Origin of the sequence: Aliinostoc sp. HNIBRCY26, from assembly GCF_050235535.1 — a bacterium.
GTDB lineage: Bacteria > Cyanobacteriota > Cyanobacteriia > Cyanobacteriales > Nostocaceae > Trichormus.
On sequence record NZ_CP189852.1, the window covers coordinates 2,071,568 to 2,096,950 of the forward strand.

At 37.2% G+C, this 25,383-nt stretch carries 24 protein-coding genes and 1 pseudogene; 16 read left to right on the forward strand and 9 right to left on the reverse strand.

Annotation, left to right across the window (positions count from 1 at the left end; all coding sequences use genetic code 11):
• Window positions 1-269: 269 nt before the first annotated feature.
• Window positions 270-461 carry a hypothetical protein gene (locus ACQFX9_RS08805; RefSeq protein ID WP_427161635.1) on the reverse strand — a complete coding sequence of 64 codons (192 nt, stop codon included), beginning with the start codon at window positions 459-461 and terminating at the stop codon, window positions 270-272.
• A gap of 145 nt (window positions 462-606) precedes the next feature.
• On the opposite strand from ACQFX9_RS08805, the gene ACQFX9_RS08810 reads away from it, so the two are divergent.
• Together ACQFX9_RS08810 and ACQFX9_RS08815 are read left to right on the forward strand one after the other, a co-directional pair.
• A complete protein-coding gene (locus tag ACQFX9_RS08810) occupies window positions 607-1,281 on the forward strand; it encodes a Crp/Fnr family transcriptional regulator (RefSeq protein WP_103135626.1) in 675 nt (224 codons plus the stop codon).
• Window positions 1,282-1,442: 161 nt separating this feature from the next.
• Entirely contained in the window at window positions 1,443-2,168 is a 726-nt protein-coding gene (locus tag ACQFX9_RS08815; protein ID WP_427161636.1) for a DUF2232 domain-containing protein, read from the forward strand.
• A gap of 204 nt (window positions 2,169-2,372) precedes the next feature.
• Here ACQFX9_RS08815 and ACQFX9_RS08820 read toward each other — a convergent pair whose 3' ends face one another.
• Window positions 2,373-2,819, reverse strand: coding sequence for an HNH endonuclease (locus tag ACQFX9_RS08820; RefSeq protein WP_427161637.1), 447 nt, complete (start codon window positions 2,817-2,819; stop codon window positions 2,373-2,375).
• A 12-nt stretch (window positions 2,820-2,831) separates the two neighbouring features.
• On the reverse strand, window positions 2,832-3,110 hold the full coding sequence (locus ACQFX9_RS08825; protein ID WP_427161638.1) for a hypothetical protein: 279 nt from the start codon (window positions 3,108-3,110) through the stop codon (window positions 2,832-2,834).
• A 256-nt stretch (window positions 3,111-3,366) separates the two neighbouring features.
• Between ACQFX9_RS08825 and cobT the strand changes: the two genes are divergently transcribed.
• Window positions 3,367-4,542, forward strand: a complete 1,176-nt coding sequence (cobT, locus tag ACQFX9_RS08830) for a nicotinate mononucleotide-dependent phosphoribosyltransferase CobT (protein WP_427161639.1) — start codon at window positions 3,367-3,369, stop codon at window positions 4,540-4,542.
• A gap of 119 nt (window positions 4,543-4,661) precedes the next feature.
• Window positions 4,662-4,829 (forward strand): hypothetical protein, encoded by a 168-nt coding sequence (locus ACQFX9_RS08835; RefSeq protein WP_427161640.1) that lies wholly within the window; start codon window positions 4,662-4,664, stop codon window positions 4,827-4,829.
• A 113-nt stretch (window positions 4,830-4,942) separates the two neighbouring features.
• Here ACQFX9_RS08835 and ACQFX9_RS08840 read toward each other — a convergent pair whose 3' ends face one another.
• Window positions 4,943-5,317, reverse strand: a complete 375-nt coding sequence (locus ACQFX9_RS08840; protein WP_427161641.1) for a hypothetical protein — start codon at window positions 5,315-5,317, stop codon at window positions 4,943-4,945.
• Window positions 5,318-6,104: 787 nt separating this feature from the next.
• Here ACQFX9_RS08840 and ACQFX9_RS08845 point away from each other — a divergent pair.
• The 8 genes from ACQFX9_RS08845 to ACQFX9_RS08880 all read left to right on the forward strand — a co-directional run bounded on the left by ACQFX9_RS08845 (window position 6,105) and on the right by ACQFX9_RS08880 (window position 17,246).
• Window positions 6,105-6,911 (forward strand): ABC transporter permease, encoded by an 807-nt coding sequence (locus tag ACQFX9_RS08845; RefSeq protein WP_427161642.1) that lies wholly within the window; start codon window positions 6,105-6,107, stop codon window positions 6,909-6,911.
• Window positions 6,912-7,652 carry an ABC transporter ATP-binding protein gene (locus tag ACQFX9_RS08850; RefSeq protein WP_427161643.1) on the forward strand — a complete coding sequence of 247 codons (741 nt, stop codon included), beginning with the start codon at window positions 6,912-6,914 and terminating at the stop codon, window positions 7,650-7,652.
• Window positions 7,653-7,825: 173 nt separating this feature from the next.
• Window positions 7,826-9,166: a DUF268 domain-containing protein gene (locus ACQFX9_RS08855; RefSeq protein ID WP_427161644.1), complete on the forward strand. Its 1,341-nt coding sequence runs from the start codon at window positions 7,826-7,828 to the stop codon at window positions 9,164-9,166.
• Between the two features lie 32 nt (window positions 9,167-9,198).
• Window positions 9,199-12,942, forward strand: a complete 3,744-nt coding sequence (locus ACQFX9_RS08860) for a glycosyltransferase (RefSeq protein ID WP_427161645.1) — start codon at window positions 9,199-9,201, stop codon at window positions 12,940-12,942.
• Window positions 12,943-13,264: 322 nt separating this feature from the next.
• Window positions 13,265-14,551 carry a glycosyltransferase family 4 protein gene (locus ACQFX9_RS08865; RefSeq protein WP_427161646.1) on the forward strand — a complete coding sequence of 429 codons (1,287 nt, stop codon included), beginning with the start codon at window positions 13,265-13,267 and terminating at the stop codon, window positions 14,549-14,551.
• 95 nt (window positions 14,552-14,646) lie between these two features.
• Window positions 14,647-15,741, forward strand: coding sequence for a glycosyltransferase family 4 protein (locus ACQFX9_RS08870; protein WP_427161647.1), 1,095 nt, complete (start codon window positions 14,647-14,649; stop codon window positions 15,739-15,741).
• A 149-nt stretch (window positions 15,742-15,890) separates the two neighbouring features.
• The gene (locus ACQFX9_RS08875) at window positions 15,891-16,832 is read left to right on the forward strand and encodes an ADP-ribosylglycohydrolase family protein (RefSeq protein ID WP_427161648.1); all 942 of its coding nucleotides are present in this window, start codon (window positions 15,891-15,893) and stop codon (window positions 16,830-16,832) included.
• A 225-nt stretch (window positions 16,833-17,057) separates the two neighbouring features.
• Complete coding sequence (locus ACQFX9_RS08880) at window positions 17,058-17,246, forward strand: hypothetical protein (protein WP_427161649.1); 189 nt, start codon at window positions 17,058-17,060, stop codon at window positions 17,244-17,246.
• Between the two features lie 111 nt (window positions 17,247-17,357).
• Here ACQFX9_RS08880 and ACQFX9_RS08885 read toward each other — a convergent pair whose 3' ends face one another.
• Window positions 17,358-17,510, reverse strand: coding sequence for a hypothetical protein (locus ACQFX9_RS08885; protein ID WP_427161650.1), 153 nt, complete (start codon window positions 17,508-17,510; stop codon window positions 17,358-17,360).
• Window positions 17,511-17,680: 170 nt separating this feature from the next.
• On the opposite strand from ACQFX9_RS08885, the gene ACQFX9_RS08890 reads away from it, so the two are divergent.
• From ACQFX9_RS08890 to ACQFX9_RS08900, 3 genes are all read left to right on the forward strand, one after another.
• Window positions 17,681-20,341 (forward strand): tetratricopeptide repeat protein, encoded by a 2,661-nt coding sequence (locus ACQFX9_RS08890; RefSeq protein WP_427161651.1) that lies wholly within the window; start codon window positions 17,681-17,683, stop codon window positions 20,339-20,341.
• 341 nt (window positions 20,342-20,682) lie between these two features.
• Complete coding sequence (locus tag ACQFX9_RS08895; protein WP_427161653.1) at window positions 20,683-21,123, forward strand: PIN domain-containing protein; 441 nt, start codon at window positions 20,683-20,685, stop codon at window positions 21,121-21,123.
• On the forward strand, window positions 21,113-21,328 hold the full coding sequence (locus tag ACQFX9_RS08900; protein WP_427161654.1) for a hypothetical protein: 216 nt from the start codon (window positions 21,113-21,115) through the stop codon (window positions 21,326-21,328). The genes ACQFX9_RS08895 and ACQFX9_RS08900 overlap by 11 nt, the downstream gene beginning before the upstream one ends.
• 41 nt (window positions 21,329-21,369) lie before the next feature.
• Here ACQFX9_RS08900 and ACQFX9_RS08905 read toward each other — a convergent pair.
• Together ACQFX9_RS08905 and ACQFX9_RS08910 are read right to left on the reverse strand one after the other, a co-directional pair.
• Window positions 21,370-21,450 (reverse strand): annotated as a pseudogene (locus ACQFX9_RS08905) (PIN domain-containing protein); the annotation flags it as partial.
• Window positions 21,437-21,682 (reverse strand): AbrB/MazE/SpoVT family DNA-binding domain-containing protein, encoded by a 246-nt coding sequence (locus ACQFX9_RS08910; protein ID WP_427161655.1) that lies wholly within the window; start codon window positions 21,680-21,682, stop codon window positions 21,437-21,439. The gene ACQFX9_RS08910 and the pseudogene ACQFX9_RS08905, both read right to left, overlap by 14 nt.
• Before the next feature lie 35 nt (window positions 21,683-21,717).
• Here ACQFX9_RS08910 and ACQFX9_RS08915 point away from each other — a divergent pair, with 35 nt between their 5' ends.
• Window positions 21,718-22,164, forward strand: a complete 447-nt coding sequence (locus ACQFX9_RS08915) for a hypothetical protein (RefSeq protein WP_427161656.1) — start codon at window positions 21,718-21,720, stop codon at window positions 22,162-22,164.
• A 91-nt stretch (window positions 22,165-22,255) separates the two neighbouring features.
• Here the strand turns inward: ACQFX9_RS08915 and ACQFX9_RS08920 are convergent, their stop codons facing one another.
• Window positions 22,256-22,924 (reverse strand): phosphoribosyltransferase, encoded by a 669-nt coding sequence (locus tag ACQFX9_RS08920; protein WP_427161657.1) that lies wholly within the window; start codon window positions 22,922-22,924, stop codon window positions 22,256-22,258.
• A gap of 274 nt (window positions 22,925-23,198) precedes the next feature.
• A complete protein-coding gene (locus ACQFX9_RS08925) occupies window positions 23,199-25,382 on the reverse strand; it encodes a pentapeptide repeat-containing protein (RefSeq protein WP_427161658.1) in 2,184 nt (727 codons plus the stop codon).
• Window position 25,383: the final 1 nt, after the last annotated feature.

The following is a 25,383-nucleotide window of genomic DNA, read 5'->3' on the forward strand; positions in this document are numbered from 1 at the left end:
TAAATTACCTTAGCTAAAATTTTAGGTTAACTGGCTGTGTAAATTAATTTACAATCAATTTTTGGGATGGATAACTGAAAATAGTAGCGTTGCGTCAATTTGCCAGAGGTGATAGACTCCGCCCCACCGGAGTTAATCGCCATTGGGCAATGATTTAGAGCTAGTGACAGTCTCAAAACATCAAATTATTCTGAAACTGCTAATATGAGGTAGTTTACTAGGCGATATTACAGTTTGAAGGACTTCATAGTATAAAAACACAAAAAAATTCAAATCGCCATGTTGAGTGGTGAGTGCTGAGTGCTGAGTAATGAGTAATGAGTAATGAGTAATGAGTGCTGAGTGATGAGAGACAAATAAATACTCCCTTGTCTACCTTGTCTACCTTGTCCCAGTCCCCAATCACCAATCCCCAACCCCCAGTCCCCAATCCCCAATCCCCAATTCGCAAAAATTAACAACCTTGGATACCATAAGTTGTGTAAAAATCCTCTAATATACTTGCTTTTGCCACATACTGAGTTCTCTTTTAAAATTAAGTGTAAAGCGATCGCTTAGGCTAGATATAGCGTTTAGTTTCCCTTTAGCCGCTTGAATAATGTCGTAATGGAAGACAATCCCTGGATAAACTCAGCTCCCTTTTTTCAAGGTTTACCAGAAACCTCTGTAGAAATAGCTCTTAACCATCTCGTAACCCGCACCCACCCAGCTAATCAAGTCATACTACTAGAAAATGACTGGGGGGGTTCTGTATATTTTATATTTGAAGGTTGGGTAAAAATTCGTACATATAATTTGGAAGGGAAAGAAGTAACACTAAATATTATCGGTAAAGGGGAATTGTTCGGTGAAATGGCGGCTTTAGATGAAGTACCCCGTTCTACAGATGTTATTACTCTGACACCTACAGTAATCGGCAGTATGCCAGCGCAAGATTTTGTTAAATTACTCCATACAGAACCTTTAGCGGGAATTCGTCTATCACAACTGATGGCGCGGCGATTACGCCAAGTAAATCGCCGTCTGCGGTTGCGAGAATCTGATAGTCAGTCACGAGTAGCAGATACATTATTATTTTTGGCAGATGGTCAAGGTAAACAAGGACAAACCGGAACGGAAATCCCTAATTTACCTCATAGAGAACTCAGCAGTTTGAGTGGACTAGCACGGGAGACTGTAACTAGAGTATTGACAAGATTGGAAAAAAAAGGCTTGATAAAGCGAGATCAAGACAATATTTGTATTCCCGATTTGTCGGCTTTAGAAAAAAGAATCGTTTAATCTAGTTTAAAGTCTAGGTTAAAGTTTACAGAGCTATGCTGTAAGGGTTTAGGGGAAAAAAGTTTAGATTTTAGATTTTGGATTTTAAATTGAATTCCAATCCAAAATCCACTCATTGAATCGCCCAATCCCCAATCCCCAATCCCCAATCCCCAATCCCCATGAGTATTCTAAATTCCCCACCCTCTGAACCAGAGGAAAATTCCACTTCTCAATCTTCAACCCAGAAATGGTCAGATCAACCAGCAGAGTTAAAACGACCACAATTAAAGGTTGATGCGCCTTTAAGAATGGTAGAAACAGCGTTTTTAGCTAGTACGGCTAGTTTGATTTGGTTTATTAATTTTTACTTTCCTTTGGGGCCAGTCTTACGGATATTTTTCCCTGTCCCCATTGCTTTAGTTTATCTCCGGTGGGGTAAACGGGCTGCATGGATTGCTGCTGTTACCTCTGGGTTACTTTTGTCGGTACTCATGGGGCCAGTTCGCAGTTTATTATTTGTGATGCCTTTTGCCTTTATGGGTGTGCTACTTGGGGCTACGTGGTATCGTCGTGTTCCTTGGCTAGTTTCTATCACTTTGGGGACATTATTAGCAACTTTGGGAAACTTTTTCCAGTTGTGGCTGCTGTCTATTTTGTCAGGAGAAGACCTTTGGGTTTACACCATCAATCAAGTCACTAGATTGACAGATTGGATATTCTCGCTATTTGGATTGTTATCTAGTCCCAATGTGTTGTTCATCCAAGTAGGTGCAGTGGCTTTATTTATTGTTCATAACTTCATCTATTTATTTGTAGTACATTTAGCCGCTTGGTTATTGTTAGATAGACTAGGTAATCCCATCCCTCGTCCACCGCATTGGGTGCAAGTTTTGATGGATTATTAAAAGTTAGTTATTAGTCATTAGTTATTAGTCATTAGACTAAACACAGTTCAGATAAGTGTTTAAATCTTGGATCAAACCTCATATATAGGAATCGGCTTTGATTCCTGAAATTGTTTGCGTAGGGAGGAAACTGGGAACACATGGAACAGGGAAGAAGAAATAAATGTGTACTGAGTTTTTTTCTCCAAATCAAATACTAAATTTTCAACTTTGAATTGGATCATCTGCTGGTGGATGCCTGCCAATTTCTTTATCAGCACAACGAATATTAATTATTCTAGCTCGGTTAAATGCTAATTCTGCAATTGTCGCGCGTCCTGTTGCTGTCAAGCCGATAATCAAGAGTGAATCCATTGACCAAATAAAGTGTTCTTGCCAACTATCAATGCGCGGGTTAAATAAAAGTACTTCTGATAAAGACTCTTCATCAAAAGCTTTAATTTTATCTGATTTTTGGCGATTGCAATGAAAACAGGCTAAAGCTAAATTGTCTATTGAATTTGCGCCACCTTTTGTCAGAGGAATTATATGGTCTACAGTGAAGGACACATATTGCCACTGTTCTGATGCGTGACAATATTCGCACAAAAACTTAGCTCTTTGTCGTACTTGATTTTGAGTAGCCTCACTAATGTATCGATTCGCAGACAAATCTCTAATCCCCTACAATTCACTTTGGCTTTCAATTATTGCTGAATTTCTGATCATTCGATTTACTAAACTCAGATAATCATCTAATTCTTCATATTCATCAAGTTCTTTTTCTTCCTCTAAAGTAATTGTTGATTCTTTTTGCTTAATTAATAATGCTTCAATTCTCCCCTGAACTAAGCTAGAGGCTCGAAATATTGGCACTCCTTCTACTAACTCAATACGGATAGCACCATCTAATGGCAGGGCATTGGGCAAGTGTGACAATTTTATCGGTAAATTGGTTTTCATTGTGTAAATTTTAAAATATACATTACAAAGATAAGAAACTGATCATGAGCTAATAATTGTACTGAAATATGAAACTAATAAAATCATTTTGCCATTGTATCCTGAAAATTATAAGTCTCATTTCAATTACTACTAATTATTGTTAACTACTGAGATTAAATTAGTTTTTCACAGAGATTTTTACTGTATACTTTGCAGTTTGTATATTTTGCAATTATTTAACTTGTTCTATAGTTAAACTATACTCTTAAAGTTTATGATTAATATTTATACCGAAAAAGAACAGGGCGAAGCGTGGCTAGAAAAATATCGTGGTCATTTACCTTTGTTTACCTGTGTTCTAGGTTTCACAGAAACTGCCTTAATACCAGGAATCTCCGCAGCTGGTTTGACTCCAGAGGATCGGAAATATACTGCTTGTGCTGATGCTGAGTTTTTATACTATGGTGCAAATCCCAAACCCCAATACTCTCTCCCTCCTCTAACGGCTGGAGCTTCACCTGTGCTGATTTCTCGTGCCGTTGTAGAGTTATTAAATATACCGTTGTATTTATTTAATGCTGGGTTAAGCCAAACTTTATCCTTACCTGCAATTAATTTAGGTGGTTGTCCGGCTCAGTGTTTAAGTACAGGTGCAGCAATGGATTTAACGATTGTACATAGATTATTTCAGCAAGGGTTACTTTGGGGCGATCGCCTCGCTACTCAAACACGCGAAAGTTATCTAATTTTGAGTGAATGTGTTGTAGGTGGAACAACTACAGCTTTAGCAATTTTGACTGGTTTGGGCATAGATGCAATTGGCAAAGTTAACAGTAGCCACCCCATTTGTAACCATGAACAAAAATGGCAAGTGGTACAACAAGGTTTGCAGAAGATGCACCAAAAAAATCAGGGGGACAAGGTGGAAAAAAATCCCTTGTCTCCCCATTCTTCTAACTCTGCTGTTGATCCTTTGGAATTAGCTGCGGCGGTGGGTGATCCCATGCAAGTAGTAGTAGCGGGAATGGCGATCGCAGCTAGTCGCCGTTGTGGTGTAATGTTAGCAGGTGGAACGCAAATGCTAGCGGTTTATGCTCTAATGAGTGCGATCGCCGAAACTTATGATTTATTTTGGCAGCCAGCAGCAGTAGTTGTGGGAACAACTCGCTGGGTAGCAGAAGATCCCACAGGTGATACAGTGAATCTCGCCCTCAGTTTAGGCAAAAATAGCCAGTATCCCAGTAGTTCCACACCTCCCCTACTCGCTACTCAGCTGAGTTTTGCTCATTCAGCTTATCCCCAACTCCGAGCCTATGAACATGGATTTGTAAAGGAAGGCGTAGGTGCGGGGGCTGCTTGTATCGCCGCTAGTCTCAGTCACGATTGGCAACAATCAGAACTTTTACTAGCAATTGAAACTCAACTTAAAAAACTCAGCCAAATTATTTGAGCGTCCGTTAGCTAAGTTAGACCAAAATACAATGATGTAGAGACGTTGTGTAAAACATCCCTACAGAGCAGAATCAAGTGCATCTTCAATCCATACAGGACTTTGCGATCAAAACAAAGTTGAGGGAAGCAATCCCAACGTCAAGAGAGATTACTACCCTGTGGGAACACTTTGTGAACGCGATCGCTCGTAATGACGAAGTTAAGTTATTTTTGCGTAAGTCCAGCAATAAACGCTATCACGACTCATTACTCATTACTCAGCACTCGTTACTCAGCACCGGCTAAACGCCGCGCTACCGCTAACAGCACTCATTACTCAGCACTTGGCCATAAAAACAAAAATACCGGACTCATAACTTCCGGCAAATTTTCATCGGAGTAAATTTAACTATCGCAACTTAATGTATTCTTTCTCTCAGTAATTGTTCTTCTAAAGCCGCAATCCGATTGTAGGCTGCTGTCAGCTGTGCTGTAAGTCTCTGTATTTGAATTTCTGGTGATAAGCTCTTTTCTCCACTTTGGCTGCTCGTATCTAAATAAATGCCATCGATTAATACATCCTTGTGTTCTAATTCTGAATTGATGCTGAATTGTCCTTTGAACTGAGAATAGCTAATCTCTCGATTCTCATGAAAACTCTCGTTGGCTTTTGTTTTAGCTAAAGAACATTCTGAAATAGCTTGTGCTACTTTTGTGTCAAGTTGCTCAATAAACTGGTAGAGGGCATCCAGTTTATGACTTACAGTTAGGATTTGTTGTTGTAATGGCTCCATTTAATACCCTCGTCTGCACATTTTCTATATGTTATTCAATTTACTGGCAATGTTAAACATACTTATGAATTATTTAATTATTCACATTTTCCTTGGGAATGCGATACACAGTTAATCATTTCGATATATCACTCAACATTTTTCTCATTTAATACTCATCTTTATATTGAGATTAATTAACTTTCTGGCTAAAGTGCAGAAATAATCAGCGAATCGTCATTAATTTTTTCAGCATAATTCCTGTGTAGTAAGGGCTTCAGCTCTGCTCTTATGCAAATTGAGAAATCAACATCATTAGTTTTGGTTGCTGATATCAATGAGACATCATTAGCTTTATATTCCATCTCTAAAATAGTTGATAAATGAATGAAATTTAATGGATTATCTGCCTATGTCTAATGCAGGCTAACAATTGCCAGACTTTTGTCCATTGTTGTTAGGTCTTGGCGATCGCGAGGCTACAAATTGAGATAGTCTGATAGTCGCTAAAGACTGGCTGTTAGCTAAGTGCGTCTTTTTAGTTGACTTTTATGGAGCAGTGTGATTATAAAGAAGTTAATAATTCCTGACAAATAATTTTAGGAACTAACCGATAAGCAAACGAGTCTGGCGGAATGTCGTTATTGAGTAATCTATGACAGCTAGAGACAAGACTTGATGAACCTGGCTGATACTCAGTCATTACGGGGAAAATATAGCTTAAGTCCTAGTTTCGTGCAGAAATGTACTCGCTAATACGATAGAATGCGCGAATGACTGATGTGTGCTGTGTGGTCTTGGAGTGCGAATGACGCTTTCAATTCAAAAGAGTTTAAATTGGCTACAAATACGCCGCTACTGGGAGTTGCTGCAAGTCTTGGTCATGCGGAATCTCAAAGTGCGTTACAGAGGTTCTCTATTAGGCGTGTATTGGTCACTATTGAACCCCTTGATTATGACAGCACTCTATAGTGCAATTTTTGGTGCGACATTCGCATCTTATTACGGTAATTCCATCGTCAACTACGTGCTAGCCGCCTTTACTGGCTTAGTGGTGATTAACTTCTTCTCATCCTCCACATCCCAAGCTTTATCCAGTGTCGTCAATAATGGGGCATTATTAAATAAAATTCGTCTCCCGGTGAGCGTCTTCCCCGTCTCAATGGTGGTAGCCAATATTTTTCAGTTTGCCGTGGGAGCATTTCCATTATTGGCGGCGATCGCACTCATCAATTCTAAAAGTATAGTCAATGTTTTAGCACTGCTGTTTCCATTTCTGTCACTAGTTTTAGTTTCCACTGGTATCGGATTTTTCATCAGCGCGCTTTATGTATTTTTCAGAGATTTACCCTACTTCTACGAATTAGTTATCTTCATACTCAGCATTACTAGCCCCATATTTTATCCAGCCGCTATTGTGCCACCCCAGGTAAAATTATTTTTATCCTTAAATCCACTATCACCAATTATTGAAAGTCTACGCCAAATTACCTTATCTGGAAATTTCCCAGATTTAGGCTTGATTTGGGGAGCCTTACTTAGTGGCATCATTATTTTGTCATTGGGATGGTCTTGTTTTCATATGTGGCGACATCAATTTATGGATTTACTATAGATGGAAGTTATTCGTATAGATCAAGTGTCTTTATGGCGACGGACGCAAGAAGAATTTTCTTATGATCTCAAGAAAACGCTTCTATCTGTTTTAGAAGGAAAATATCGCAAGCCAGCAAAAAAACTAGTGTTAGACCAAATAAATTTGGTCATACAAGAAGGGGAAAAAATAGGTATTATCGGTGCAAATGGTTCCGGTAAATCCACTCTTTTGAAAATAATTTCCGGTATTTTGCAACCCACTAGTGGTAACGTTAAGGTAAGAGGAAAAATCGCACCATTAATCGAACTAGGAGCAGGTTTTGACTCAGAAATTTCCGTAATAGACAACATTATGCTCTATGGAGTTCTACTAGGATTTTCCAGAGCAGAAATGAAACAAAGAGTTGATTCTATTCTAGAATTTGCAGAATTACAGGACTATCGATTAGTTCCAGTCAAAGGATTATCATCAGGAATGGTAGCAAGACTAGGTTTTGCTATTGCCACAGATGTCCAACCAGACATTTTAATATTGGATGAGGTTTTATCTGTAGGTGATGAAAGTTTTAAACAAAAGTGTAAACAAAGGATTAATAAAATGTGGAATGATCATTCCACAGTGTTAGTAGTCTCCCATGATTTAGATTTTGTGCAACAGTCTTGCAATCAGGGAATTTGGCTCGAACGGGGAAAAATCCGCTTTATAGGCAACGCTAATGAGACTGTTAGTCAATATTTAAATTCTATCAATACTGGATAAAATCTGAATATTTATCATGTACCGCTATAGTATTAATACTTATTAAGCAGCTACTTATTAATCAGCAATTTATGGATAAAATAAACAAGTTAAAAAAATATACAATTTTATATTCACAGAATAATTGCATAAAATCACAATTTTAAATAAAAATCTCATAACAGGAAGTAATTATGGAATACGCAAAGATACTAGAGCGCATCAAGGAAGTTTATTGGCAATCCATAAAAACTGATAATCCCAAAAATCAACAAGATTCACAAACAGCTACAGAAGCTAGAACACTCAATAACACTATAGATATAAAAATAAATAGTCATTCCCTACAAAATCATAATGACTACTCTGTAGAAATAGATGGCAACTATTTACTATTTTTTAATGACATCTATACTAATAAATTCAGTAAAATTCTGAAGAAAATCCTCAAAAAAATATCATGGCCGATTTTAAAAAGGCAAGTTTATTTTAATTCTGTAATTAGACAAGTTATATATAGTTTAATCCAGAAAAATTATGAACACTCTGTAGTAGCTAGAGAATTGAATGAAAAAATTACTCAGCTAGAAAAAAGAATAGACCAGTTATCTCAACTCAAACCGAAAATAGATAACCTGCCTGAAATAGAAAAAAGAATAGCCCAATTATCTCAACTTGAGCCAAAAATAGAAACTTTACCTGAACTGGAAAAAAGAATAGATCAGTTATCTCAACTTGAGCCGAAAATTGAAACCTTACCTCAACTTGAACAGAAAATAGAACAAATATCTATTGAACTGCAAGCTGATAATAGAGTTACTAATAACTTTGCTTCTACGGAAGAAGCAAAGATGAAAAGTGGGTTGTGGTTTAATGAACCAATAATTGTTGGCTATCGCGAAAATGGAGAAGCTTTTTGGGCTGGTACTAACGAAAGAATACTAGAGAGAGTTTTTGTATTACAGTCTCTCTCTCGTTTATATGATTCCACTAAAGTCAAAATTTTAGATGTTGGATCTGCTGAAAGTTTACTTTCTTATGAGCTAGCTACTCTTAATTACTCTGTGACAGCCATAGATATCCGCCCCATAGCTCTATTTCACCCTAACTTACAGTTTGTCAAAAGCGACATATGTAAACCCGTAATCCCACCAGCTAGCTTTGATTGTGTAATCGCTTTGTCTACTCTTGAACATATCGGCTTGGGATGGTATGGAGATGAACAAGGAGAGAGTTATGACATAGAGGCTGTTAAACAAATTAACTTACTTTTAAAGCCAGAAGGTAAATTTATTCTCACAGTTCCCTATGGTAAAAAAGCCATAACACCAGTACATCGCATTTACGATAAAGCATCACTTCAAACATTAATTCAAGACTTTACCGTGATGCAAATGTCTTATGGATTACGCAAGGATGACTTCACTTGGACTGTTACTGACAATGAATTAGAAGCCTCATTGCAAGAACATAATCCAGAAAATTACCTTCCTGGCGCAGTCGCTATGTTGGTATGTAAAAAAAATAGTTTTTGAAATTTTTTTTTGAAAGTGGGAATTGATAAATAATGAAAGTTGCAATTGATATTCAAGCTTTACAAACAAAAAATTCGCGAAATAGAGGAATTGGACGTTATACACAATCAGTTCTCGAATCTTTATTCAATCAACACAATTCTCCCATTTTTGAACTATATGCCAATGCTACACTGCCAGAACCATCTTTAAACAAGAATTTATTTCCCTATAATTCTATCAACTATCCATACATTGGTAGCTGTGAGACTAATGATTTATTGTTAAAAACAACTTTAACATCATCAGATGCTGATATTGTATTTATCCCTAGTCCTATGGAGGGTTTAGATTCTACAATACCTGACTATACCAATTTTTCTAAAAAAATATTTGTAATCTGTTATGATTTAATTCCATTTATATTTTCTGAAAGATATTTGAATGATGAAAATACACGTTCTCTGTATATAAAGAGATTAAAAAATGTACAGAATGCAGATTTCATCTTTTCAATTTCCGAATCGACTCGACAGGATTTAATCAAACATTTAAACATAGAACCTGATAAGGTTTTAAATGTTTCTGGCGGAGTTTCTTCATTCTTTGCACCAATCCCCATTAGCGAACACTCGTTTTGGCGGAAAACTTTCGCTGATAAGTTTGGTATTCACAAAAAGTTCATTCTTTACACAGGTGGTGAAGATTGGCGTAAGAATATTGAAGGACTCGTTACCGCATTTTCTAAACTGCCCAAGCATCTCCGTGAAGACTATCAACTAGTAATTGCTTGTAAAGTTTCCAATTTATTCGCCACAGAAATTAGGAATTTAGCAACAAGATTAAAAATTTCCCAATCACTAATTCTAACGAATTACATCACAGATGAAGAATTAAGAGCTTTATATTCAACCTGCTCTCTGTTTGTATTTCCTTCCTTTTATGAAGGATTTGGCTTACCATTACTTGAAGCTATTTCCTGTGGCGCACCCGCAATAGCTAGTAACAACTCATCTTTACCGGAAATTTTAGGGTCTTCTGAGCAACTGTTTGATCCTCACTCACCCAATGATATTGCTAGGAGTATGCAAACAGTCCTTTTAAATGAAGAATTTAGACTCAAAATAACAGAAAATGCCCTTCAGCAAGCAGCACAGTTTTCTTGGCAGTCAGTTGCTCAAAAAATGCTTGATGTTTTTCAAGAGCATCAGCCGTTAAATAGGATCAGCATTTGTTTCAATCGAGTCAAAGTATCTGAGCAACAGACACAAAAGCCACAGATGGCTTTTTTTAGTCCCTTTCCACCAGCTAAATCTGGTATTGCAGATTACAGTCAAGACTTAGTTCCATCCTTGCAGCAATATTGTAACCTTGATTTGTATGAGGATAGTTATTTATTGGAAGCTGATGTAGTTAATCAAAGACTTCCTCATACAAAGTTTGAAGCAAAATTAGAGTCTCAGGGATATGAAGGAATTATTTATCAAATAGGTAATAGCAGTTACCACTGTAATATGTTCTCTAAATTAATGAGGTATTCCGGTATTAGTGTTTTACATGACTATTACTTGGGAGGACTCATCAATTATATGGACACCCAATCCCCAGAACTTGGGGTAAAACTATCTCAAGAATTAGAACACTGTTATGGAAAAGATAAAGGGACAGAAATTTTTAAATTAATTAAACAAGGAAAATTAAATATACATGAAAGATTACCAGAAGAAAAAATATATCTAAACAAGAGAATTTTTACTCGTTCTACAGGTGTAATTTTACATAGTAAATGGGCTTATGATCGTGCAATCGAAGAGTTTGGTGATGATAATTGCAATATCATTCACATACCGCAATTAGTTCCTAAGTTTGTATTTAATGAAAAATCGCTTCCCATAGAACGCCAGTCACTAGGGATTCCTGATGATAGCTTTATTGTCGCTGTATTCGGATTTCTTAACTCAACGAAACGTCCTCTACAAATCCTCCATGCTTTCAAGAAATACGTAACTAATCACCCAAAAGCTTACTTAGTTTTTGTAGGTGGTACTGATTATGTTGGTTCTATTAATATTGAGCGCGAAATTGAGAAATTAGGATTAAAAAACAAAGTCAAAATTACTGGCTACGTTAGTATGTCAGATTTTTATAGATACATAGAGATATCAGATATTTGCCTCAATTTGAGATATCCATTTAATGGTGAAAGTTCTGCTTCACTTTTAAGAATTCTGTCTGTTGGTAAGCCCACAGTTGTTACAGATATCGGTTCATTTGCAGATTTTCCTGATAATGTAGTGCATAAAATTCCTCAACCTCATCAAAGCGATGAAGTTAATGAAATAGTCAAAGCATTAATTTTACTCACAGAAAATGGGGAATATAGGCATTCTTTAAGTCGCAATTCATCGGAATATATAACTAAAGAACATTCGCCTGAAAGATGCGCCCGTTTATATTCTGACTTTATTCAGCAAGTTATCAAATCACCCCAAGCAAAACAAAAATTGTTGACAGATTATGTAGGGCGAGAATTGTCTAAGCTGGATATATCTATATCTGATTCAGTATTGGCTTACTTTGTCAAAACTATCAGTACCAATGATATAGAAAAACAGCAGATAGAGATAGATAATGAGTTCATGTCTCCCGTTGAACCAACAATACAACCTCCAGCAAATATTGATCTAAACGAACTCTTACATGAATGTCGCTCTATCTGCCTCGCTCAACTACCCCAAGCGAATGACATATTGAGTATTGGGTGTTCTGGGACTTGGTACTTTGATTGGTTTGATAAGTTTTATCCTTATTCAATAGAAAATCACACAGGTATAGATTTAAATCCAGAGCCAGCTAATTTACCCAATAATGTGACATGGATTCAGCATGATGGACAGGATCTCAGTATGCTCCAGTCAGAATGCTTTGATTTAGTGTTTGCTGGCCAGTTTATTGAACATATATCTTGGGAAGCTCAAGTCAGTTTTCTTCTGGAAGTAAACAGAACACTCAAATCTGAAGGTATTTTTGTACTTGATAGTCCTAACTATACTGTAACTAACCGCTACGGTTGGAAGCAACCGGAACACATACATGAAATTACGTTTGAGCAAGCTTGTGAACTTTTGCAAATAGCAGGTTTTGATATCCAAGAATCATACGGTATATTACCAAAGAATTTATTAGGAAAACCACCTGAATTATTGGATAGATATCTCCAATCTAGTTTTGCTGCAAGTTTCACACAAGCAGATATTCAAAATGCTATTAATCAAGATCCTGACGCTTGCTTCATTTGGTGGATAGTAGCCAAAAAATCTCAGGCAATCAATGTAAATTACACAGAGGCAGCTTTAAGGAACAAACTAGAATATTTTTATGTAGAAAACCAAAAGATAAAAAATGATATGGTTTTCTATCAAATTGGCTCAATTGTAAAAAAAGAAGAACAATACTTTGTTTCAACACAACCAAGTGACGGACAAGGATTTGCACTTTTTGGGCCTTATGATTACTATTCATTCGGTAATTATGTAGTTGAATTTAGCGTCAACTACAATGATGAAGTAATAGACAATGATCTTCTGGATTCTACAGTGGCTCTACTCGATGTTGTCACTAATGCTGGACAACTAGTTTTAGCGCAAAAAGAAGTCTCATTAAAAGACATATTAACTATGCAAAATATAAAACTCGGTTTTTCTGTTGAATCAACATCTACTCTAGAGTTTAGAGTTTTTTCTCGTGGCATCGTGCCAATGATAATCGGTGTCAAACCAAAAATATCTCTTCTGTAAAGAATCTTCAGAAAAGATAAGTTCATTTGTCCAGCGAATTTACTGAAAATAACTCTTGCACAATACAAATTAAACAAGAGAAATATAGTCAAAGTAGTCACTGGAAAAAAGAATTATAGCAGTTCCCAGTTATGTGAGGTACAGATAATATTTTTAAACGCAGAGGAGCGCAGAGTCAATCGCAGAGTTACGCAGAGATTTGTACCTCAGCAGACTAGTAAACGCCATATAGTCTTTTGCAAATTACCTTAGCTAAAAACTATCAAGTTTTTGCTTTAGTTCACCTTCCTGTTTATAGAAAACTTAACCGTATTAATTATCAATGAGAATATTTATAGATTGTACTCATACTGCCAAAAATAGTTATAAAAATACAGGAATACATAGGGTAGTTCGTGAACTGACGACTGAGTTAACTGAGTTGAATCAGAACTATCAGAATATAGAAATCATTCCTGTCATGTTTGATGGCAGATTTATACAAAGGGTTGATTTTCTACAGCAACCAAGCCAGATTTCGTCTAGAAATAGTAGTTTATTAAAATTATTAATCAATAACCAATTAAGAACATTTCTGCTGAGGCTAAAAAATAAGTTTGTCAGCTATTTTTCAGTAATATTATTCTATTTTTACTGGAATTACCAAAAATATAAACAACCTGGATTTCTAGAGTTTGATAGTAAAACAATATTACCAGGAGACATTTATGTAATAGCTGATGCCAACTGGGATTTACCTAAAACATACTATAATTTCTTAGAAATATTGAAACAGTATGGTGTTAATATTACGATAATCTGCTATGATTTGATACCTATAAAATTTCCTGTCTTTTGCTCTAGAAAATTTGCTACACATTTTACAAATTTTTATAAAAGCTATTCCAATTTGTTTGACCACGTTTTATGTATATCTAGAAATAGTGCGGAGGACTATAGAGATGTACAAAGACAAGGCATACTTGCTAGTAATAATCCCAATTTAAAGATTGAAGTTTTTCGCTTGGGATGTAACTATTCTAATCATGATGAACCAAAAGATAGTAATTATGTTAATCAATTCCAACGTTTATTAAAAAACCGCTATATATTAGTGGTGGGTAGTATATTGCCGCACAAAAATATTAAAACCATAATAGCAGCATTTGATTTATTAATTAACTCGAAGCAAGAAGAAATACATTTAGTCTTTGCTGGGAATAAAGGATGGAATACAGAGGTTGATAATTTAATTGAATCTCATAAAATGTACGATAAACTTATACATATATTAGGTTCTGTAACTGATTTTGAACTAAATATCTTATACAAGAACTGTTATTGTTTAGTCCAAGCTTCTTTTTATGAAGGATTTGGATTACCAGTTGTAGAAGCACTACAAAATGGTAAACCTGTGATTGCTAGTAACACTGGTTCTTTGCCTGAAGTTGGTGGAAGATTTTGTATATATTTTAACCCTCATGACCCTGTAGAATTATACAGAGAGTTAGAAAAATTAATGAATTCGGATAGTTACTATAATCAATTAGTTACTCGTATTAGGGAAGAATATCAAATATTTACATGGCGAGAATCTGCGGAAGAATTTCTATCTCATTTATTGACTTAAATATTCAATTAGAGCTTGCTGGAGACTACTAAAATTTTATCAAATACAAAAGTCATGAAAACTTAAACTGTCAATTTATTAGTAAAGATGTTTTAATGAATATAGAAAATGATTTTTTATCCAGTAGATTAATTATTAACTTATCTATCCTTTTATCTCAACCTACAGGGATAAGTAACTATACTCAAAATATTGTTCCTTATTTAAAACTGCTTAATCCTACTTTATTGACGGCTAATAATTATCCTGAATTTAAATGTTATTCTGTACCTAATAATTTAACACCTGCTCATGGTACTAAAGGGCATTTTCGCCGCTTACTGTGGACGCAATTTCAGTTACCGAAAATCTATCAAGAGTTAAAATCTCATCTTTTATTTTCGCCTCTACCGGAAGCACCTATTTATAGCAACTGTCGGTTTGTTGTGATGTCTCATGACTTGATACCGTTGCGTTTTCCCAGGCGTTTTTCACCCTTGACACCCTATCACCGCTATTATGTTCCGCAGGTTCTCAAACAGGCGCAACATATTATTTGTAACTCGCAAGCTACAGCTAGTGATATTGTCAACTTTTACCAAGTTCCAGCTAGTAAAATTACTTCTATTCCCTTAGCGCACGATCGCACCCACTTTCATAATCTCAATCTACCAACTAGCAACTACTTTCTCTACATCGGTAGACAAGACCTTTACAAAAATTTGCACCGCCTGATTGCAGCTTTTGCTGCACTACCCCACCATCAAGACTATGAACTATGGCTAGCAGGCCCAACTGACAAGCGTTACACCCCACTACTACAAAAGCAAACAGCAGAATTAGGGATAACTCATCGTGTCAAGTTCCTGAGTTATGTACCTTACGATGAATTACCTACCATTATTAATCAAGCGATCGCACTTGTGTTCCCCAGTCTGTGGGAAGGTTTCGGTTTCCCTGTTCTGGAAGCAATGGCTTGCGGTACACCAGTAATTACATCAAATTTGTCATCTTTACCAGAAGTAGCTGGTGACGCAGCGATTTTAATTAATCCCTACAACACCGCCGAAATCACCGACGCAATGCAGATGCTAGCTCATGATATTAAATTGCGATCGCAACTTTCAACCCAAGGTTTAGCTCAAGCCAATCAATTTAGTTGGGAAAAAACCGGACTTGCTACTGTCGAAGTATTATCCCGTTATCTATAAATTGGCTGCTGATGAGTCCTGGATACCAATCTTGAGTCCGGTTAAAAATATTTCTAATCTTTTCCTTCAGTTCCTGTAACAGTTACTTCAATTATGTTTACAGAGAATCTATAAAGTTAATTTTGAGTAGTTTGCATGGAGATTTAAGAATGCTAACCGCTACAAAAACGTTATCTGGCTTGATGGGTTTGTGTGTCGGTGATGCGTTGGGTGTACCGGTTGAGTTTACTAGCCGTGAAAAATTAGCTCAATCTCCAGTTACAAAGATGCTGGGTTATGGGACATGGAATCAACCACCTGGTACTTGGTCTGATGATAGTTCACTGACATTTTGTTTAGCAGAAAATTTATGTCGGGGTTATTCTATAGATGCGATCGCACATTCTTTTTGGCGTTGGTATAAATCGGCTTACTGGACTCCCCGTGGCGAAGTCTTCGGTATTGGTGAAAACACTTATGCTGTGATGATGCGTCTCAACCAGGGAGTTCCGCCAATGGAGGCTGGGGGAACTAGTGAAATGAGTAATGGTAATGGTTCTTTGATGAGAATCTTACCTATGGCTTATTGTTATGAAATGTTGGCTTTTGAGGAATTAATTACTAGGGTACATCAAGTTTCTTGTATTACCCATGCTCATATGCGATCGCAGATGGCGTGTGGTATTTATATTAGCATTGCCGTGGAACTACTCAAGGGAGCTAAACCCCAAGAGGGATATTTAAGAGGGTTAGAAAATATTCACAAGGTTTATCACAAGGATGAATATCTTGTAGAAATGCCTCATTTTAGTCGGGTTTTTAGTGGCGAAATTACCCAACTCCCACTAGCAGAAATTAATTCCGGTGGCTATGTCATTGATACTTTAGAAGCATCTTTATGGTGTTTATTGAATAGTTCCACTTATGCTGAAGCAGTTTTAAAAGCTGTGAATTTGGGTGGACATACAGATACAACGGCGGCGGTAACAGGTGGTTTAGCTGGGATTTATTATGGCGTGGAAGGGATTCCCCAACAATGGTTTAAACAGATTGCACGCAAACAAGACATTATTAATTTAGCACATCGCTTGGCGGCTGCTGTTGGTTATTAATGATTGGCGATCGCTGGCAACATCGCCAGCAATTACAATAAATTCATCGGAAATAAATATATCAATTGATAGAGATTTGCCTGCAATATTTTCATTTATCTCTCATCATCATAAAACTGAAGAAAGTCTTAAATAATTCAGTTATTTGTGTCAATGGTATGTAAATGAAATAGAGGATTTGTGAAATATTGAGAATTAGCAGTGAATCCCCACAGAGGTATTGCAATGAATAACATACGTCTTTACTCTAGAGTGGCAAAATCTCTAGTTGCCGATAGTCAACAACATCAATTAGATGTTTTATTGGAATGGTGTAAGATAGTTTACAATTGCATGGAAGGTGGACAGATAGATGATGCCAAAGTTTTCTTAGAACAGGCAATTATAGAAGCAGAAAAGCCGAGTAAAGATTAATATTCCATCATTATAAATATCTCTAGGAATACTCAACAAGTTGTGAACATTCGCGATTTTCAGATCCCCGACTCTTCAAAAAAGTCGGGGATCTAGATTTTTGTGCATAATTTATTTCATATCATCCCCCTTTGTTGCTTCTAGCTCCAGCAATTCCCAAATTAGGATGGCTAACTCAATCACAATTCCTGAACCGGGAAATAAGCAATCAGCAATTAGGGGAATCACAAAAAACAAAACCGCTATCAGCTTCTTAGTTTTCATTGGCTTTACCTTGAATGCTGAAGCAAAGGTAAATTTGGGGTAGTACATGAAAGCAAAAGCGGTTATTTCTTGGTGGTAATGCGTGAATATGCGGGACTTTGAGTTTGGGGATGCTAGATTAAGTTTAGGGATTCCCCAAACTTTGTCGCAAATTTGGGCAAAAGTCACACATGAATGGTGAACAAGATACAAAAAAGCATATTAGCTATGGTGCTGTTGTCCAAAAGCGAGTAAAGCAATTGTTAGAAAAATTCTTGGTATATGCCAATGGGGAGTTAGAAAATAGTCAACGTTTCAAAATAGTTCTCAAATGGGAAACAGAAAACATAGTCATAGTGAGGACACAGCTAAGAGTTCTGTCAGAACTCAGTGGTTTAACTAAAGAACAAGTCCGAGAAGCATTAAAACGACTTGAAGATTTTTTAGAAATTCTGAAGGATGAGCGCGAACATGAGAAAGGTTCAGAAGATTGGCACTTTCGGCTGAAGTTTTGGCATGATAAGCGCGACAAAGACAGGAATTTACGGACATTTGATGTAGAATGGCAACGCCAACGTGAACAAAAAACCGGTGGGCGGCGTGAGGAAGATAGAAAACCTCAACCCCAGCCTACCCGTTACGAAAATATTCCTTTTAGTGGGGTGGTGGAGTTTGTCGGACGAGAAACGGAGTTGCAAAACCTGCATGAACTGTTGCAAAAAAATCAACAGGCAGCCATTGCAGCTATTGCGGGGATGGGTGGAGTCGGGAAAACAGAACTCGCTTTGCAATACGCTAATTCCCACCGCGTCACTTATCAAGGCGGGATTTGTTGGTTATCCGCAGTGCAGGATGTGGGTGTGAAATTGGTGGAGTTTGCTGTTAATAAGCTGCAATTGAACATTCCAGATGGTTTAGATTCAGTTGGGAGAGTGCAGTATTGTCTCTCAAATTGGCGTGAGGGTGAAGTTTTACTGATAATTGATAACGTCACTAACTATCAAGATGAAGTTAGGTGTTATTTAGAGTCTATTCCTTCGCGGTTTAAGCAGTTAATTACGACACGGGAAAAATTACAACTGCCAATAAAGTGCTTAAATTTAGACGTGCTGACACCACTAGCGGCGATGCAGTTATTAAAATCAATAATTGGTGAGGAACGACTGCAACATGAACAGTTAATTGCAGAAAAACTTTGTCAGTGGTTGGGATATTTGCCCTTGGGTTTAGAATTAGTCGGGCGTTATTTGTTAAAGGATGAGAAATTACCTTTAGCGAAAATGCTGCAATATTTGGAAAATCAGCGTCTAAAAAATCGGGTTTTAGAAAAAACTAGCCCGGAAATGACTGCTAAATTGGGTGTTGCTGCTGCTTTTGAGTTGAGTTGGCAACTGTTAGAAGAAGAAGCCCAACATTTAGGCTGTGTTTTGAGTTTATTTGCTTTAGCTCCCATTCCTTGGGAATTGGTGGAGGGGATAACAATAAATAATGAGGCTCAAGATTGGACATTTATCAGAAGTGATTTGTTAAATTTACATCTACTTCAGCATAAAGGCGAGGAAGTTTATCAATTGCATCCCCTGTTGCGCGAGTTTTTTAAAGATAAGCTTGAAGGTTTAGAGCAGAAAGAGGAATTTAAGCGATCGTTTTGCGGGGTGATGGTGGGTGTTGCTAAAGGTATTCCTTATTCATGTAATCTTCAGCAAATCAACGTTGTCTCTCCTGCAATACCTCATCTGACGGAAGTAGCTAAAAATTTTGTTCAATACATAAGCGATAAAGATTTCATCTGGATATTCGCTGGCAAGGCTCGATTTTGTAGTAGTCAGGGGTTTTATGAAACAGCAGTATCTTTGTATGAGCAGTGTCTAGAAATTACTAAAAAACGCTTAGGAGAAGAACATCTATCAGTTGCTTCTTGCCTCAATAATCTAGCATTGCTCTACCATTCACAAGGAAAATACAACAAAGCGGAACCACTTTACATTCAAGCTTTGGCACTTACTCAAAAGTTGTTAGGAGAGAATAATTCATATTTTGCAAGTAGCCTCAACAACCTAGCCGGACTCTACGACTCTCAAGGCAGACACAGTGAAGCTGAATCTCTTTATCTTCATGCTTTATCACTGACTTACAAACTACTAGGAACAGAACATCCAGACGTTGCTAATACACTCAACAACCTAGCCGGACTCTACCGTTCCCAAGGTAGATATAGCGAAGCTGAACCTCTGTACATTCAAGTTTTGGAACTTCGGTGCAAGTTACTAGGAGAAGAACATCCAGACGTTGCCACTAGTCTCAACAACCTAGCGGAACTCTACCGTTCCCAAGGGAGATATAGTGAAGCTGAACCTCTGTACATTCAAGCTTTGGAACTTCGGTGCAAGTTACTAGGAGAAGAACATCCAGACGTTGCCAGTAGTCTCAATAACATAGCTGCTCTTTACTCTTCTCAAGGTAGATATAGCGAAGCTGAACCCCTTTACTGTCAAGCTTTAACACTCTGGCGCAAGCTATTAGAAGGAGAACACCCAAATGTTGCCATTGGAATCGACAATCTAGCTTATAATTACCTATCCCAAGGTAGATACAGCGAAGCTGAACCCCTTTATTTTCAAGCCGTAACACTCTGGCGCAAGCTATTGGGAGGAGAACATCCAAATGTTGCACTCAGTCTCAACAACCTTGCTTTACTCTACCACTTCCAAGGCAAATATAGCGAAGCTATACCTCTTTACCAACAGGCTTTAGATATTTGTAAACACCAGTTTGGAGTCAATCATCGCCATACTGTGACTGTGCGTAAAAATTTAGCAAATATACGTGATCGCCTCAACTCACAACAGTAAAATTCAAGTTTCCAACATCATCAATTAAGCTTTTATCTCAAAGTTTCGTGTTCTGAACTCGAAGTTTCATGTTCCGAACTCGAAGTTTTATGTTCCGAACTCGAAGTTTTATGTTCCGAACTCGAAGTTTCATGTTCTGAACTCGAAGTTTTGTGTTCCAAGTGAGAATGTTCTTGTTCTCTGGTGAAATGATGGTGTTGTGAAGGCGATTTTTCCTGCTAAATTAGGGAATAAAGCGCGTAGACGCAAAGCTGCTTGTCGTTAGACATCACCTGTGAAAGTGAGAGATGAATGTAAGAGCGATATCGCTTATTTTGAGAGACAGTACGGCAAAAATTTATATGACTAGGGTTTATCTAGACACCAGTGTTTATAATCGTCCATTTGATGACCAAACACAACCAAAAATATTTTTGGAAACACAAGCTGTTATCTTAATTTTACAAATGGTAGAGGCAAGATTGATAGAACTAGTGAGTTCTTCAGTTCTAGAATATGAAAATAGCCGTAACCCTTTTGTTGTCAATCAGCAATCAATGGCTCGATACTTACAAATAGCTGCTTTGAGAGTATTGGTAGATGAAAATATTAGAATCAGGGCAGAACTGCTAGAACAGCAAGGGGTTAAATCTATTGATGCACTTCATGTAGCGTGTGCAGAAGCTTCTCACAGTGATTATTTTATCACTTGCGACAGGAGACTAATCAACCGATGCCAGAATTTATCAATCACAGTCATCAATCCAAATAATTTTATTTTTGAGGTGGAAAATGACAATTAAAGTTATTAATGACCAAGAAAATTTACAGGAAGTAATACAAGTTTTACTCACTCACTTAGAACCATCAAAAGTAATGAAATTTTGGGCAACCTGTCAACTAAGTGAAGGCGACTATTTACAACTTAAAGAAAAATTGTTTTCTCAAGAAACAGTTGCTAGTTTATATGCCAAAATCCAAGAATTTCAGGATACCGAGGGTAAATAATCCTCAGAATCAAAACCATAGTTATCAAACAGAAATCATCTAATTTCTGTAGCCTGTTGCCATTGCTTTTCATCATCTTTGGTCAAATAGCGCACCAAGATATTAGTATCAACTCCAATCACTTGAACCCTCTTGAATCGCTGTTTCCATGTCTGTTAAAGTTCCACTCTTCATTCCCGGACGATGTAAAATACCCGATAAACTTTGAACAGGGACATTCAGGGGAATCAATTTAACTGTCCCATTTTCATCAATCACAAAATCAACTTTACTACCTGCATCAATATTCAGATACTCTCTAATTTCTTGAGGAATAGTTACTTGTCCTGTAGTGGTGATGGTGGTGCTAACCATGACACACATTTCTCATATAGAAGCTTTATTTTTAGATGATAACAAAAATCAGCGATCGCCTGACTCAAAATGCTGTTTTCATTCACAATTTTTCTCCATATTTTTACTTAAAAATAGTTGGCAAGAGTATAAAATTATACTTTAATATTAACTGTAAACGAAAGGCGATCGCCCTCCCGCTAAGAGTATGCGATCGCCCTTCACTCACTCCACTAAGGGAGATATCAATAATGATTACACAACTCCAAAAATTTGCAGACAATCCAGATTCATCCACCAGCAATCAACTGCTAGAAAAAGCATCACCAAAAAGAGAACCAGTGAAACATCTGCTGATTGGTTCTCCTCATGCTGTTACCAGTACAATGCAACGGTTACACGCCATCGGTTACGCCAGCATCGGTGATTGGAGTCCATTGCTTCCCACCGCGAACCCTGGTGAAGTGATGACTATTTTAATTTGTCAGATTTTCATCCCATAACCAAACAGCGATCGCTCTTTAAAGTAATTATCAACCGAGAGCGATCGCTTAAGTAACCACGCAAAATTAATTACAGTCATTGCGAGCAAAGCTAATTGTAAATAACATTGCGGTAGTGTTGCGTGGATTTTGCCAGTAGTTCCCGCACTTGTGCATCAGTGGTTTGAGCAAAATCTTCGTACCAGATACCAATAGCATATAAATTTTCTACCATCAGCACACAGACAACTTGATCTACTTCTCGTGCTAATTCTTCACAGGTAGAGATTCCAGCGACAGGAACAGCCACAATTAACTCCCGTGGTTGTTGCTGTTTAATAGTAGCGATCGCAGCTTTGATAGTTGCACCGGTCGCAATACCATCGTCCACTAAAATAATAGTCTGATTTTGGATATTGGGTAGCGGGCGATCGCCTTGATACAGTTGATAGCGGCGATTGAGTTCTAGTTGTTCTGTAGCGGCGACACTATCAATAGTGGCTGGGGAAATTCCCAACAAATCCACCACACTTTGGTTAATTACCTGCACTTTCCCCATAGAAATTGCACCCATCGCCAATTCCCTATGTTCCGGTACCCCAAGTTTTCGGACTAAACAAATATCTAAAGGTGCGTTCAATTGTTTAGCTACTTCATACCCCACAGGTACACCACCACGAGGTAATGCTAAGACGAGAACATCATCATGGTGAGCGTATGCTGTTAGTTTAGCCGCTAATAGTTTTCCAGCTTCGGTGCGATCGCGAAATTTCTGACGCATATTGTTATACCTTGTTGCTTAAAAAGGTAGAAGTCAGAAGCATTTTAAGTTTTGGATTTTAGCTTGAAAAATTTTCCATCAAAAATATTTCTTATATTTGTTTTTTGAAAGAGGATACTAACACCAAATTAAAAATACAACTCCTGAATTCTATTTTATTGTTCAACTCTTACACAGCATTGGCAATTAATGGCTGATTTGAGACAAATTTTAACTGCTAAAAAATTAAATAATACCCCTTCTTCTGTTCCCTGTTACCTGTTCTCTCTCATAACTACTTAAGATAAATCAACAAATTCAAGCCAGGAATTGTACGGGAGAGTGTCCATAAAACTAGGGTGATATACAGTACGCCCAAACTCCACTGATACCAAGCTAAAGTAGAAATAATTCCTGGTAGATGTTGGTCTCTGAGGCGAATATCGTTAAATCCTAACCTGACTAAATTATTCAGACTAAAGTCGTAATAGTTTAGCCAATTCCAACGCCTATCCCATAATAAAGACATATATCTTTCTCGAAAGACTTGATTTCTAGGAATCACTGGTAAACGACCAATTAATAGACGCAACTGGCGAAATGTTCCGTCTTCTGTTAAATAAGAAACATTCATTAAATCGTGATAGCGGCCTTGTTGATAAAGGCGAATCAGTAAAATCATCGGGATAGGGATGATAATAATTCCTAGACATCCCAGAGTTAGCCAAGGTTGATCTGTGTTGCGGAAGATGGCTAATAAACTAAAGAATGTAATGCAACTAAAACTGATAAAAATAGCGACGGTTTCGTAATAGGTGGGAATAATCGGGACAGGATGTAAACGACGATAGCGATCAACTAGCCAAAACAGTACACCAAAATAAGCGATCGCCATTCCTCCCACACCAAAAACTAACCAAAAATTTGTCCCATAGCCGCTTAAAAGTAACAATACAGTCAAAGACAAACAACCCCAAGCCGAGAGTAACCAACTACCAACAGCTAAAGGTTCAGCTACAACTAGGCGATCGCTTAGTTGATTATAGGTGGCTAAATCGATTTCTGCTAAGGTTAATAGTTCGTTACGATTGCGGAATGGTTGAGTAATTCGACGTTGGGCGATCGCTTCTGCTTGTGTTTGGGAAAAACCCAATTTCATCAAACTACTTACAGGCGCATTATTAATATTAATTCCCCATAGCTCATGGGTTAATTCTTGTAATTTTAATCTTTGTCTGGTGTACTCGATTTGATTAGCATCAATCACCTGTTGTTGCTGACGAAAATTCTGCACTAAATTTCGCAAAACACTTTGATTTCCCTGTAATGTCGGGACATTAAACATTTTGCCAATCTTTCCAGGATTCCCTAAAATTTTGGCTTGATTCGAGTTAAACGTCAGTCCCGCCACATTTAAAAATGCTGAATTAGCAAATATGGCATCACTAAAATCAGCTTGATTGAGGATACTAGCACTTCGTAAATCTACAGGCTGATTAAAAAATACCTCTCGAAAAATCACGGCTTGATCAAAAGCAGCCTCTTTAAGAGATAAAGACTGATTAAAATTAGCCTTAGCGAACTGCACTTGATTACTAAACTTCACACCAGCAAAGTTTACATTGCCTTGCCATTCGATATGATTAAATTTAGCTAATTGCTTAAAAAGAGCTTGATTGAAGTTAGCCGTTTTTACAAATAAGCTACCATAAAAGCTAGTAATATCTTGGAATTGTGTTTGTTTAAAATTCACCTTATCGAAAAAAACACTACCGCGAAAATTACTAGCTTGGCGAAAACTAGCATTATCAAAACTCACAGGACGGCTGAATCTGGCTTCACTCCAGTTTATCGGTTGGAGAAAAACAGCATTTTTTGCATCCACAGATTGCAGAAAAAACGTATTATTAAATCTAACTTCGCCATTAAACCGAGTTTGTTCTAGTATTAAATTACCGCGAAAAACCGTCACCTCACTAGATGCAGTTGATTCTGTATCGAGTAATGAGCGACAATCTTTAGAATTAATCAAAGTGACCGTTAAAGATTGCAAACAAGCTAAACGCAATTGTTCAAGTTGTGATTGTTCCGTAGCAGTAAAAATCGGCGCGATCGCCTGAGCGTACAAAGGCGTTCTTAAACCCAAATCACTACCGATAAAGTCACCTTGAATCAAAGAATAACTCAAATCCAACCCTAAAGGTTTAGCCCCAGTTTTTTGTAATTCCTTTCGCAATAATTGATAAAAAGCATCCCGAAAACTGGCATTTTCTGGACGCAAATCAATTACCATCTCACGCAAGTCTACAGTTAAATTTCCCTCTCTGAGAGTAGGATTATGTAATCGTTCTTGCAACAATTCTAAAGTTAGACTTGTGCGTTCAGGTTGTATTGTCGCTGCCTCTACTGGTAAGGGAGTAAATAACAATAGAAAAACATAACAAATAATCAGTAAAGTATTCCATAAAACATTGAACATG

Excerpts from the sequence above, each read along its gene's own strand:
- ACQFX9_RS08870 (WP_427161647.1), top strand. The coding sequence starts at position 14,647 with ATGAATATAGAAAATGATTTTTTATCCAGTAGATTAATTATTAACTTA.
- ACQFX9_RS08880 (WP_427161649.1), top strand. The coding sequence starts at position 17,058 with ATGAATAACATACGTCTTTACTCTAGAGTGGCAAAATCTCTAGTTGCC.
- ACQFX9_RS08810 (WP_103135626.1), top strand. The coding sequence starts at position 607 with ATGGAAGACAATCCCTGGATAAACTCAGCTCCCTTTTTTCAAGGTTTA.
- ACQFX9_RS08925 (WP_427161658.1), bottom strand. The coding sequence starts at position 25,382 with ATGTTCAATGTTTTATGGAATACTTTACTGATTATTTGTTATGTTTTT.
- ACQFX9_RS08840 (WP_427161641.1), bottom strand. The coding sequence starts at position 5,317 with ATGGAGCCATTACAACAACAAATCCTAACTGTAAGTCATAAACTGGAT.
- ACQFX9_RS08895 (WP_427161653.1), top strand. The coding sequence starts at position 20,683 with ATGACTAGGGTTTATCTAGACACCAGTGTTTATAATCGTCCATTTGAT.
- ACQFX9_RS08910 (WP_427161655.1), bottom strand. The coding sequence starts at position 21,682 with ATGGTTAGCACCACCATCACCACTACAGGACAAGTAACTATTCCTCAA.
- ACQFX9_RS08850 (WP_427161643.1), top strand. The coding sequence starts at position 6,912 with ATGGAAGTTATTCGTATAGATCAAGTGTCTTTATGGCGACGGACGCAA.
- ACQFX9_RS08865 (WP_427161646.1), top strand. The coding sequence starts at position 13,265 with ATGAGAATATTTATAGATTGTACTCATACTGCCAAAAATAGTTATAAA.
- ACQFX9_RS08860 (WP_427161645.1), top strand. The coding sequence starts at position 9,199 with ATGAAAGTTGCAATTGATATTCAAGCTTTACAAACAAAAAATTCGCGA.
- cobT (WP_427161639.1), top strand. The coding sequence starts at position 3,367 with ATGATTAATATTTATACCGAAAAAGAACAGGGCGAAGCGTGGCTAGAA.
- ACQFX9_RS08915 (WP_427161656.1), top strand. The coding sequence starts at position 21,718 with ATGATAACAAAAATCAGCGATCGCCTGACTCAAAATGCTGTTTTCATT.
- ACQFX9_RS08900 (WP_427161654.1), top strand. The coding sequence starts at position 21,113 with ATGACAATTAAAGTTATTAATGACCAAGAAAATTTACAGGAAGTAATA.
- ACQFX9_RS08815 (WP_427161636.1), top strand. The coding sequence starts at position 1,443 with ATGAGTATTCTAAATTCCCCACCCTCTGAACCAGAGGAAAATTCCACT.
- ACQFX9_RS08855 (WP_427161644.1), top strand. The coding sequence starts at position 7,826 with ATGGAATACGCAAAGATACTAGAGCGCATCAAGGAAGTTTATTGGCAA.
- ACQFX9_RS08890 (WP_427161651.1), top strand. The coding sequence starts at position 17,681 with ATGAATGGTGAACAAGATACAAAAAAGCATATTAGCTATGGTGCTGTT.
- ACQFX9_RS08845 (WP_427161642.1), top strand. The coding sequence starts at position 6,105 with ATGACGCTTTCAATTCAAAAGAGTTTAAATTGGCTACAAATACGCCGC.
- ACQFX9_RS08920 (WP_427161657.1), bottom strand. The coding sequence starts at position 22,924 with ATGCGTCAGAAATTTCGCGATCGCACCGAAGCTGGAAAACTATTAGCG.
- ACQFX9_RS08875 (WP_427161648.1), top strand. The coding sequence starts at position 15,891 with ATGCTAACCGCTACAAAAACGTTATCTGGCTTGATGGGTTTGTGTGTC.
- ACQFX9_RS08825 (WP_427161638.1), bottom strand. The coding sequence starts at position 3,110 with ATGAAAACCAATTTACCGATAAAATTGTCACACTTGCCCAATGCCCTG.
- ACQFX9_RS08885 (WP_427161650.1), bottom strand. The coding sequence starts at position 17,510 with ATGAAAACTAAGAAGCTGATAGCGGTTTTGTTTTTTGTGATTCCCCTA.